The organism is Bradyrhizobium sp. (assembly GCF_049798375.1).
Lineage (GTDB): Bacteria > Pseudomonadota > Alphaproteobacteria > Rhizobiales > Xanthobacteraceae > Bradyrhizobium.
In genome coordinates this window covers 1-11,536 of the sequence record NZ_JBARGP010000350.1, presented here as the reverse complement: position 1 = coordinate 11,536, position 11,536 = coordinate 1, and the positions used below count along the sequence as shown (strand labels likewise).

At 63.4% G+C, this 11,536-nt stretch carries 9 protein-coding genes; 1 reads left to right on the top strand and 8 read right to left on the bottom strand.

Features of this window, described 5'->3' with window-relative positions; all coding sequences use genetic code 11:
• Together WA702_RS14775 and WA702_RS14770 are read right to left on the bottom strand one after the other, a co-directional pair.
• The coding region (locus WA702_RS14775) for an outer membrane protein (protein WP_425111276.1) at positions 1–655 on the bottom strand (655 nt) is incomplete at its 3' end.
• 387 nt (positions 656–1,042) lie between these two features.
• Complete coding sequence (locus WA702_RS14770; RefSeq protein WP_425111275.1) at positions 1,043–1,816, bottom strand: helix-turn-helix transcriptional regulator; 774 nt, start codon at positions 1,814–1,816, stop codon at positions 1,043–1,045.
• Between the two features lie 151 nt (positions 1,817–1,967).
• Between WA702_RS14770 and WA702_RS14765 the strand changes: the two genes are divergently transcribed.
• The gene (locus WA702_RS14765) at positions 1,968–3,047 is read left to right on the top strand and encodes an alcohol dehydrogenase catalytic domain-containing protein (protein ID WP_425111274.1); all 1,080 of its coding nucleotides are present in this window, start codon (positions 1,968–1,970) and stop codon (positions 3,045–3,047) included.
• A gap of 55 nt (positions 3,048–3,102) precedes the next feature.
• On the opposite strand, the gene WA702_RS14760 is transcribed toward WA702_RS14765, so the two are convergent.
• The 6 genes from WA702_RS14760 to WA702_RS14735 form a co-directional block, all read right to left on the bottom strand.
• Entirely contained in the window at positions 3,103–3,804 is a 702-nt protein-coding gene (locus WA702_RS14760) for an ABC transporter ATP-binding protein (protein WP_425111273.1), read from the bottom strand.
• 7 nt (positions 3,805–3,811) lie between these two features.
• Positions 3,812–5,092 (bottom strand): lipoprotein-releasing ABC transporter permease subunit, encoded by a 1,281-nt coding sequence (locus WA702_RS14755; protein WP_425111272.1) that lies wholly within the window; start codon positions 5,090–5,092, stop codon positions 3,812–3,814.
• 98 nt (positions 5,093–5,190) lie between these two features.
• Positions 5,191–6,510, bottom strand: coding sequence for a proline--tRNA ligase (gene proS / locus WA702_RS14750; RefSeq protein ID WP_425111271.1), 1,320 nt, complete (start codon positions 6,508–6,510; stop codon positions 5,191–5,193).
• Between the two features lie 157 nt (positions 6,511–6,667).
• The gene (locus WA702_RS14745) at positions 6,668–8,239 is read right to left on the bottom strand and encodes a copper resistance CopC/CopD family protein (protein WP_425111270.1); all 1,572 of its coding nucleotides are present in this window, start codon (positions 8,237–8,239) and stop codon (positions 6,668–6,670) included.
• Positions 8,236–8,763, bottom strand: a complete 528-nt coding sequence (locus WA702_RS14740) for a YcnI family protein (protein WP_425111269.1) — start codon at positions 8,761–8,763, stop codon at positions 8,236–8,238. Before WA702_RS14740 ends, WA702_RS14745 begins: the two co-directional genes overlap by 4 nt.
• A 13-nt stretch (positions 8,764–8,776) precedes the next feature.
• Entirely contained in the window at positions 8,777–11,287 is a 2,511-nt protein-coding gene (locus tag WA702_RS14735; protein ID WP_425111268.1) for a TonB-dependent receptor, read from the bottom strand.
• Positions 11,288–11,536 lie beyond the last annotated feature (249 nt).

The following is an 11,536-nucleotide window of genomic DNA, read 5'->3' as shown; positions in this document are numbered from 1 at the left end:
CGCCGGCGGTGCTCGCGAAGTTCAGATTCTTGTTGTCGAGGAAGATGTGGTCGTACTCGACGCCGAGCGACAGATTCTGCGACAGCCCGTATTCGACACCGGCGCCGACGGTGGCACCCCAGCGCGTCGAGTTGGCGGAATTGATCGGCGCGCCTGTTGCGCTCGTGAACGTGTTGTACTTGTCGTCGACGACGGCAGCACCGCCCTTCACATAACCGAGCACATTGTTGAAGGCGTAGCCGACCTGACCGGTGAACAGGCCGAACGCATCCAGACGCGAACGATCGGTGACGGCCGGATCGATCAGGTTCCGGTTGCTGCCGCTGAAATTGGCCCAATCGCCCTGAGCTTCGACGCCTACGACGAAGTTCGACATCTGCATGCGATAGCCGACCTGACCGCCGACGGCCGCGCCGCTGGCGCTATTGCAGCCTTCGCCACCACCAGCGGCGAGCCCCCAGCAATTGCGGCTCGAGCCGCCGCCGGCGTTGGCACCGAGATAGAAGCCGCTCCAATCATACACCGTGGCCATCACCGCAGGCGGCGCCTTGGTGTAGGGAGCCGGAGGCGCTCGCCTGGCGAGATCGGCTCCGAATGCAGGAGCCGCTGCGGCAACGGCACCGGCTCCGATCGTTGCAAGGAGAAGCTTCTTCATCGTCAAACTCCGTGTCTTGCTTTCCAATGTTCCGAGCCCTGAGTTGTTGTCTAGAAAGTATCCGGCGGCTTCAGACGCCGATGCGTCAGCAGGCTCTCGCGGCTTGCGAAAACGACAGCCAACGCAATTAATTTTGCTTTCGGGCTTTTGTAGGATTCGCGAGCAGCCTGCGACATCACGCTCCGCTCCGCCGCGACCAAGTTCCACTCATTTGCGTGGAAGAATCATGGCCCTGCTGCGGCCAGTCATTTGCGGCATGCAGGCAACACCAACTACACGTCAACAATCCTGGCCGTTGCCGATGCGCAACAATTAGTTCCGTGTTGTTCTTACCTGTGACGTAAGTACGGCAAGTCTCTCCGCGCATTCCTGCGCCGCGAGATGCCATCAGACTGTCGTGTAGATCGTCAGCTTCAGCGCCGAATCATCATTGGCCTGAAAGCTCGCATATTGCAGATGCAGCGCGCCTTTCTTCGGATGCTGCAGCAGCTTCCTGCCGTCGGATGCACCACGGACGTCATGGGCTTCCCACCACGTTGCGAATTCACGGCAACCATTGCGCAGCCGCGCCAGCAGATCGACGAAAGCAGGATCGCCGGCCCACAGATCATGCGCGGCGCGAAATTGCATCACCATCCGCCTCGCTTCGTCTTTCCACGTCTTGCCGAACAGCGCGCGGGCCTGCGGGTTGGTCAGCACCAGGATCAGCGTGTTGCGCTCGTCCTCAGCCAATTGAGCGAAGCCGAATATCTCCTCGGCGCTCGCATTCCACGCCAACACGTCCCAGCGGCGGCCGGTGATGTAGGCCGGCTGGTTGAGGCTCTCAACCACCCGGCGCAGATGCGCCGGCACGGTCTCGCGCGCGAATGGTCGGCGGTCGGCGTCGCGTGCGAGCGCGCGTAGATGCGCATGCTCGGTCTTGTTGAGGCGCAAGGCGCGCGCCAGCGCATCGACCGTCGTCACGGATGGATTGACGGTGCGGCCCTGCTCCAGGCGGATGTACCAGTCGACGCCGATGCCGGCGAGCTCGGCGACCTCCTCGCGGCGCAGCCCTGCAGTCCGCCGGCGTCTCCCGCTCGGCAGGCCGACGGCTCGCGGCGTCAGCTTCTCGCGGCGCGAGCGCAGGAAATTGCCGAATTCGGCGCGACGCGGATCGCTCATGTCAGTCTTTCCTGAATGGCGCTCATGTCAGACTCTTCTGCAGCCGGTTTAGCGAAGGTGGGCCTGGCCAATCCCAGGATAATACCAGGCCTTTTACGCCGCAACCTAGCCTGTCAGCCTCGTGCCATCCAGCCCTGAGATGGAGGACATGATGAAAGCCGCTGTACTGAAAGCATTCGGATCGCCGCTTACGATCGAAACCGTTCCCGATCCTGTGCCCGGAACCGGCGAAGTCATCGTCGACATCGCAGCCGCCGGCGTGCTCTCCTACACCAACGAAGTCTTCAGCGGCGCGCGCAAATACCTGCTGGAGCTGCCGGTGATCCCGGGGCCCGGCGGCATCGGCCGTGTCAGCACCGTCGGTCCCGACGCGACCAAGCTTGCCATCGGCGATTGGGTGTTCTGCGATCCGACCGTGCGGGCGCGCGACGACGTTCTCGCGCCCGACATCACCTTGCAGGGCTGGAGCGCGCGCGGCCCCGGCGGGCTCAAGCTGCAACAGCATTTCCGACACGGCTCGTTCGCGCAAAAAATGATGGTGCCGACCGAGAACGTCAAGCCGATCGGCGCCATCGCGGCGTCCGAGGCCGCGCAATGGTGCGCGCTCACCACCCTGCTGGTGCCTTATGGCGGCTTCCTCGCTGCCAACCTGCAGCCAGGCGAGACCGTGCTGGTCAGCGGCGCCACCGGCAAGTTCGGCAGCTGCGCGGTGGCAGTTGCGCTGGCGATGGGTGCCGCGCATGTCATCGCGCCCGGCCGCAACCAGGCCGTGCTCGCCGATCTCGTCAGGCGCTTCGGCGATCGCGTGCGCACCGTCACGCTCACCGGAAATGAGGATGATGATCGCGAGCGCATGAAAGCGGCCTCACCAGTGCCGATCGATTGCGTGATCGACATCATGCCGCCTTCGGTCTCGACCAGCGTAGTGCGGGCCGCCCTGATGACGGTGCGCGGTTGCGGCCGCGTGGTGCTGATGGGCGGCGTCGGCATGCTCGGCGGCGCCGGCCTCGAGCTTCCCTATCCCTGGATCATGCGCAACTGCATCACCATTCACGGCGTCTGGATGTGCCCACCGGATGCCACGGTGAAACTGGTGCAGTTGATCCGCGCGGGATTGCTGCGGCTGGATCAGTTCGCGACCACGCGCTTTAGTCTCGATCAAGCCAACGAGGCGGTAGTGCATGCCGCCGAACATGCCGGGCCATTCCAGATGACCGTGATCCAGCCATAGAGCGTTTTCAACCGGAGCGGTTCGCGTCAAGTAAACGCACCAGAACGGAAACCTCTCAGTCGAGCTCGACGATCTTGCCACCCACCAGCGAGACGCGACGGTCCATGCGGCCGGCGAGCTCCATGTTGTGGGTCGCGATCAGCATCGCGACATGGGTCGCCTTGATCAGCTGCATCAGCGCGTTGAAGACGTGATCGGCGGTCGAGGGGTCGAGATTGCCGGTCGGCTCGTCGGCAAGCAGCACGCGCGGCGCATTGGCGACCGCGCGTGCGATCGCCACGCGCTGCTGCTCGCCGCCGGAGAGCTCAGCTGGACGGTGCTTGATGCGATCGCCAAGGCCGAGATAAGCGAGGATTTCGGTGGCGCGCTTGACGGTCTCCGATCGCTTCAGGCCGCGGATCATCTGCGGCAGCATCACGTTCTCGAGCGCCGAGAATTCCGACAGCAGCCGGTGCGACTGGTAGACGAAGCCGATATCGGTGCGGCGGATCTGGGTACGCTCGATATCCGACATTTGGGAGGTCGGCACGCCCGAGACATAGACCTCGCCCTCGTCGGGCGTCTCGAGCAGACCCGCGATGTGCAGCAGGGTCGACTTGCCCGAGCCCGACGGTGCGATCAGCGCAACCGACTGTCCTGCCCACAGCGCGAGCTTGGCGCCGTCCAGGATGACCAGCGGCACCTCACCCTGCATGTATTGGCGCTTGATGTCGTGGAGATAGATGACCGGTGAATCCTGCGCCCCCTGCTCTTCCATGCCAGCCTCACTCGTAGCGGAGCGCTTCGACCGGATCGAGCCGGGCGGCGCGCCATGACGGATAAAGCGTGGCGAGGAAGGACAGCGTCAGGGCCATGATCACAACCGCGGCCGTCTCGCCAAAATCGACGTCGGCCGGCAGCTTCGACAGGAAGTACAGGGTGGGATTGAACAAATCGGTGTTGGTCAGCCAGGACAGGAATTGCCGGATCGCTTCGATGTTCATGCAGATGATAAGGCCGACGACGAAACCGGTCAGCGTGCCGACCATGCCGATCGAGGCGCCGGTGATCAGGAAGATCCGCATGATCGCGCCCTGCGAGGCGCCCATCGTGCGCAGCACGGCGATATCCTGCCCCTTGTCCTTCACCAGCATGATCAGGCCGGAGATGATGTTGAGCGCCGCCACCAGCACGATCAAGGTCAGGATCAGGAACATCACGTTGCGCTCGACCTGCAACGCGTTGAAGAAGGTCGAATTGCGCTGCCGCCAGTCCACCACGAAGATCGGACGTCCCGCCGCTTCCGTCACCGATTTGCGGAATTGCTCGATCTGGTCGGGGTTAGTGGTGAAGACTTCGATCGCGGTGACATCGTTGTTGCGGTTGAAATAGGCCTGCGCCTCCGCCAACGGCATGAACACGAAACTGGAATCATATTCCGACATGCCGATCTCGAACACGGCCGAGATCCGGTAGGGCTTGATCCGTGGCATCGTGCCCATCGGCGTCACCGCGCCTTTCGGCGACACCAGCGTGATCATGTCCCCGGCATGGAGCGACAGCAAGTCAGCGAGCCGCTTGCCGATCGCCACCCCCTGTCCCTCGTCGAAGCCTTCCAGCGAGCCCTGCTTGATGTTCTTGGCGATCGACGTCAGGTTCTGCAGATCCTGCGAGCGGATGCCGCGGATGAACACGCCGGAGGCGTTGAACGGCGATGAGGCCAGTCCCTGCCCATCCACCACGGGTGCGGCGAGGCGAATGCCCTGCACCTGGCTGATGCGCTCGGCGACGTCCTTCCAGTCGGTGAGCGGCGATTCCAGCGGCTGGATCAGAAGGTGGCCGTTGAGCCCGAGGATCTTGTCGAGCAGCTCCTTGCGGAAGCCGTTCATGACAGCCATCACGATGATCAGCGTGGCGACGCCGAGCATGATGCCGAGGAATGAGAAGCCGGCGATGACGGAAATGAAGCCTTCGCGGCGGCGCGCGCGTAAGTAGCGCCCCGACAGCATCCATTCGAAGGGCGCGAAGGGCGCGGTGTGTACGGGTTCGTTCACGGTTTCAGCCATCGCTCGATCATCCCATGATTCGGGCCAATTGTGGCCGGATTGGCCGCCCGGGCGACGGCCGCCGGTGGATAATACCTGGCGCCCGATAGCGGCGTATGTCAGCCAGCCAGCCGCGCCACCAATTCGGCAGGCGACATCATCTCGCGTGCGCCGTCGCTGCGCGTCTTCACCTCGACCTTGCCTTCGGCAAGGCTCTTCGGTCCCACCATGATCTGCCAGGGAATGCCGATCAGGTCGGCGGTGGCGAACTTGCCCCCGGCGCGCTGCTCGGTGTCGTCGTAGAGCACGTCGACGCCCTTGGCCTGCAGCTCATGATAGAGCTTCTCGCACGCCGCGTCGGTGTCGCTGCCGCCCTGCTTGAGGTTCAGGATCACCGCACGGAACGGTGCCACCGCCTCCGGCCATTTGATGCCCGCATCGTCGTGACAGGCTTCGATGATCGCGCCGGCCAGGCGCGAGACGCCGACGCCGTAGGAGCCGCCATGGATCGGCACCTCGGCGCCGTCGGGACCGGCGACCAGCGCCTTCATCGCGTCGGAATATTTGGTGCCGAAATAGAAGATCTGTCCGACTTCGATGCCGCGGGTGTGGACCCGCCGCTCCGCCGGCACCTCGCTCTCGAAGCGCGCCACATCGTGCACGTCCTCGGTCGCCGCATAGAGCGAGGTCCATTGCTTGATGATCGGCGTCAGGTCGCCTTCATAGTTCACGTCGTCGGGCGGGATCGGCAGGTCGAGCACGTTGCGATCGCAATAGACGCCGGACTCGCCGGTCTCGGCCAGCACGATGAACTCATGGCTGAGATCGCCCCCAATCGGCCCGGTCTCGGCACGCATCGGAATGCCCTTCAGCCCCATGCGCGCGAAGGTGCGTAAATAGGCGACGAACATCTTGTTGTAGGCCCGCCGGGCGGCGGCCTCGTCGAGATCGAACGAATAGGCATCCTTCATCAGGAATTCGCGGCCGCGCATCACGCCGAAGCGCGGACGCTGCTCATCGCGGAACTTCCACTGGATGTGATAGAGATTGAGCGGCAGGCTGCGGTAGGACTTCACATAGGCGCGGAAGATCTCGGTGATCATTTCCTCGTTAGTCGGCCCGTACAGCAGCTCGCGCTTGTGGCGGTCGCTGATCCGCAGCATCTCCGGACCGTAGGCGTCATAACGGCCGCTCTCGCGCCAGAGATCGGCAAGCTGCAGGGTCGGCATCAACAGCTCCAGCGCACCGGCGCGGTCCTGCTCCTCGCGCACGATCTGCTCGATCTTCTTCAACACCCGGAAGCCCAGCGGCAGCCAGGCATAGATGCCGGCCGCCTCCTGCCGCAGCATGCCGGCGCGCAGCATCAGCCGGTGCGAGACGATCTCGGCTTCCTTCGGGTTCTCTTTCAGGATCGGCAGGAAAAACCGCGTCAATCGCATGGGATGAGGCCTTGAGATTCGCTTTTCGCAGCGCAGTCAAAGCGGATCAGGCGGCAAAACACAAGGCTATCGTTGAGAAAAACCGGCTAAGCTTTCGATTCTTCAATCGTTTTGCCGGTTCCGTTGCGCCCGTGGATGAACCGATTTCACCGTGGTTTCACGGCGCGCCGATGTCGACATCGTCCTCCAAACTGATCTGATCGAAATCGCCAACCAGCGCATCGATCCGCATGTGCCATCGTCCGGGCAGCGGCAGCGGCGCCTTGCGGACGTGCCAGTAGCCGTCGGGCCCGCGCGTCGCCTGATGCTCCATGTCGGCGATGCCGCGCCCGGGCAGGCTCAAGGTGAGCTTCGCCTCCTTGGCGTCGAGCAACGTGCCGTCGTCGTGCATCAACTGCAGCACGAAATCGTCCTGGCCGGTCTTGCCTGGCGAGATCAGCACCTGGAGCATGGCCTTGTCGCTGTGGATGTGAACGCCAAGCGGCGTCTCGGGCAACAGGCTGCGCGGCGGCGGCGTGAAGCGCCAGAACGCGACCACGGCCAGGATCGCCAGCGCCGTGGCGCATTCCAGCAGGATGGATCGCCGCAGGGGTCTGGCCGCACCGGCATTGGCCAGCGCCGGCGTCAGCCGCATGCGGTTCAGGGCCGCGAGCGTCAGCAGGACGGCCACCAGCACGAGCTTGGCGAGCAGAACGAGGCCGTAACGGGTCTCGACCAGCGCGGCCGGCGTTTCGAGCTCCACGATCGCCAGCGCGAGTCCGGACAGCGCCAGCAACACGACCATCGGCACGGCGATGCCTGAGAACCGCTTCAAGGCCGGCAACGCGCCGCCCTTTGCCTGCCCGATCAGGATCGCAAGTGGCAGCAGCGCGCCGAGCCAATAGGCGATGGCGCTGCCATGAATGAAGATCGCCGCACGAGCCAGCAGCTCGGGCGAAGCCGTGGCGGCATGACCGCTCACGGTCAGCGACAGGCCGGGACCGGCGAGCGCGACCGCAGCAAGCGCGCGTGCGAGCAGATCATTGCGGATCTGCAGCGCCACGATAGAGACGATCATGCCGCTGCCCGCGATCAGCAGCGAGACGGCAAAGCCGGTGCTGCTTGCAACCTGCCACGGCGCGGTCGTGACCAGCGCCGATAGCGGCAAGCCGAGCAGATCGAGGCCCAACAGACCGAGCGATGCGACCGCGGCAGCAAGTCCGATGACGAGCGCAACCAGCACGCTGCTTTGCGCTGACATGACCTGCGCAATCCAGCGCAGGAAGAAGGCGCCGCCGATGCCTGCGAACAGGCCAATATAAAGCCCGACGCGCGCCAGCCAGATCAGGCCGTCGCGCCAGAGATCGCGCTCAACAGGCGCCACCGTCGCGCTGGGCACACCGATCGAGAACACCATCGATCCCGCCATCGGGTGGCCATCCCCGGAGATCACGCGATAGCTCACGACCTGGCTGCCCTGAGGCAGGCCGGCGGGCAGCGCGATATTGATGGTGTCGCCCGTGGCCTTGACCCTCGCATCGCCGCGCGTCCGCCCCTGCGCATCGATCACCGTCACCGCGCCAGGCGTCACCGCCTCGTTGAAACGCAGCACCACCATTGCCGGCTGCGCTGTCAGCACGCTGCCGTCGGCAGGCGTGACCGACAGCAGCACGGCATGCGCATCAGCACCGGGCGCGAAACTCGCAACCAACAACAAAGCCGCGAACAGGCCAAGGACGATACGTCTCACGATTTCGGCAGCAGCCTGATGCCAGGTGCCGGCCACTTGGTTGCGTGCGGATCGGAGCCTTCAGGCGGGATTTCGATCCAGCGGCTGACGCCCTGCTCGCATTCCTGCACCACCGGGAAATACAGCGTGGTGTTAGGCTTGAGCGCATCGGTCAGGACCAGATCGACCGCGAAGGTGTCGCGGGTCTTGGCCGGCACGCGGCCACCTTTCCAGTCGACCTCCTGCACGCCTTCCGAGACCTTGCCGCCTTGGTAGTCGTAGTCGGCGGCATATTTGCCCTTGGTGGTCGCGATAGTCCATCCCTCCTTCGGCTCCGGCTCGACCGCGATCACGCCTTGGGGAATCTTCACCCGCAGCTTGAGCGTATCGGTGTTCGAGCAGCCATGCGGCACGATGAAGACGGCCTTGATCCGGCTGCCGACCGCCGCCTCCTTGTTCTCCAGCAGCACATGGGCGGCGGCAGGCATCGCCGATAGCGCCATCGAGATCACCGCAGCCGTAAAACCATAGCAAACAAGTCTCATGAGATGCCATTCCTCAGAACGTGTATTTGGCCGCGAGCACGAAGGTGCGGCCCGGAAACGGGTGGAACAGGAAATATTGCTCGTTGAAGAGATTGTCGATGCCGAAATCGAACGCGAAATTCCTGGTCGCGTTATAATGGATCTTCATGTCGACGACGAAGTAGTTGTCGAACGCCCCGTAGACATGCGGAATGATGTCGGTGTTGTCGAGGGTCGAGTACTGTTTGCCGCTGTAGCGCGCCGCCACCGTATAGGCCCAGCTCTCGTTCGGCCGATAGCTCGTGCCGAAGGTTACCCGCCAGTCCGGCACGTTGGGCACGCGTTTGCCGACCACCTGATCCGGGATATTGGTCAGCGGATTGACACCCGCCCAATTCGTATCTGCGAGAATGCGCGACTCGACATAGGTGACGCTGCCGAACAACTGCAGGCCTTGAATCAGGACATTGTCCTTGTCGACCGCCAGCTCGACACCCTGCAACCTGATCGCATCGACGTTGGTCACCGATGTCTGCACCGATTGCGCGCCTGTGAACGCGTTGGTGACGGTGTTGCTCTGCGAGATCAACGCATCGTTGGTTCTTTCTCTGAACAGTGTCAGCCGGACGCGACCGTCGCTCCAGTGGCGCTCGATATTCAACTCGCCCGTAAAGTCCTGCTCCGGACGAAGCAATGGATTCGCCAGGAACACAACGCCTCCGGCGGTCACGTTTTGGTACAATTCGGAAACCGTCGGGAAGCGGTAGGCCTCGCCGAAATTCGCGGTGATATTCCAGTCCTTGTTCGGATCATAGGATAACGACGCCTTTGGCGAGAAGTTGGTCGCCGAAAGGCCCGGCTGGCTCTGCGAAGACACCTTCAGCACCGGGATCGGGTTGGTCGTCGTGCCAGTTCCAGCCCCGGCAGAGCTGTTGACGTTGAAGCCGTCGCGCGCCTGCCAGCTCTCCAGCCGCCCACCGAGCGTCAGCTTGAGATTGGGCTCGATCTTCCAGGCATCCTGCAGCCACAATGCGCCCGTCCGAGTCTCGCCCTCACCGTTCGAGAAGAGCTGACCGGTCCCGGTCGATGTCGTCTGATACCAGACCGACGACAGATAGCCGGGATTTTCCAGCCGGTATCGATCGCCGTGAATGCCGAAACTTATCTCCTGCGGTCCGTCATAGCCGAACGGACGCCAGATGCCCTTGGCATCGGCGTTCTGCCAGTTGGTGCCGTCCATCCGCGAGATCTTGCCGTCCTGCGAATAGCCGACACCCGCCGGCGTCACCGTGTACGGATTGAGCTGGATGTCCTGCAGGTAATTGTAGCTCGATGCCGACATGTCGAAGTCGAATATGCCCTTAGTATCGCTCTTCAGCGAGACCGCGTTGCTCATATGGGTCTGGTCCCAGATGTATTTGCCGGTGGCAAAAGAGCTGACGTTGCCGAAGGTCGGCAGCCCTGTCGTCGCCGACCGCAGATAGGTCTGCGGATCCGACGTCTGATGGTTGTTCCAGATGCCGAACGCATATGTCGCCTGCAGCAGAGGCGTCACGTCATAGGCGAGTCGCAGATTGCCGGAGGTCTGCTGCGAATGCGCCAGGATCCCGGTGCCGACGACATTGGCCGGCAAACCCTGCTTGTTCAGAGCCGAGAAGTTACCGGTCGTCCCGGCCGGAATGGTGCTGTTGGTCGTGTATGTCAGCGGCTGCTGATAACTGTCGAGATAGTTGGCACTGACCAGCCACGACAGCTTGCCGTCGCGATTGCCGGCGGAGGCGCTCGTCTGGCTGGTGACATAGGTGTCCTTGGTGCCGTATTGATTCCACGGCATCACCGACACCGTCTCCTTGGCCACCGCGAACGGCTTGTCCGGCATTTTCGAATTGATCAGCAGCACGCCGCCGATCGAGTTGCCGGGATAGGCCGCCGAGAACGGACCATTGAGGAAGTCGATCCGCCCGATCGCTTCGGGTGAGATCAGATTCCATTTCGGCGCCGCGCTGGTGTTGTTGTTGCCGATCAGTGCCGAGACCAAGAGGTCGTCATAATAGATCAGCGTGCGCGCGCTGGAATTGACGCCCCAACTGCGCGTCGCCAGCACCGCCATGTTGTCGCCGTCGTTGCGTTTGCGCACGAACAAGCTAGGCATGTATTTGACCGCATCCTCGGGATCCTTGAGGTTGATGGTCTCGTCGATCTGTTTCGACGTGATGCTGTAGGACTCCTGCGGCAACTGGTAGCGCTGCTTGGCGGCCGGAGCCGCGTACGACGCCTTGAAGCCGCCATCGCCGGCCGTATCGGTGGTGATGATGACGCGTTGCGGTGGTGCGGCCGCCGCGGGCTTTGGCGCGTGCTGCCGGGCTGCGGCAACGGTCGGGCGACTGGGCCTGTGGGCGGGGCGCGTAGCGCGGGCCCGCGGTGCATCGACCGTGACGGCAGGCAGCTCGGTGCTGCCGGACTGAGCAAGCGCCATCGGCACCGGCAGAAGCACAGCCGCGATGGCGACCAGGCTCACACCGGCAAGGGCGTGACGACGAAACATATTCCAAAACCTTTCCTGACCCGGGCCAAAGGCCGGGCGTGTCAAGCAACGAAGGCGCGGGCTTGATGCCCGCGCCATTGGCAAGTGACGTCAGGAAAGCAGTGGTGGCGCTCGCGCCTGCGCGTTGGAGCCAGCATGCGCGCGCGCAAGGATCAATGCGGCGCCGAACCAGGCGATCGGGCTGGCTCGCAGTTGAGGAGTTACAAAGAGCGATATGGGGGGCGCGTCGAGCGTCCCGCTGGCATGCAG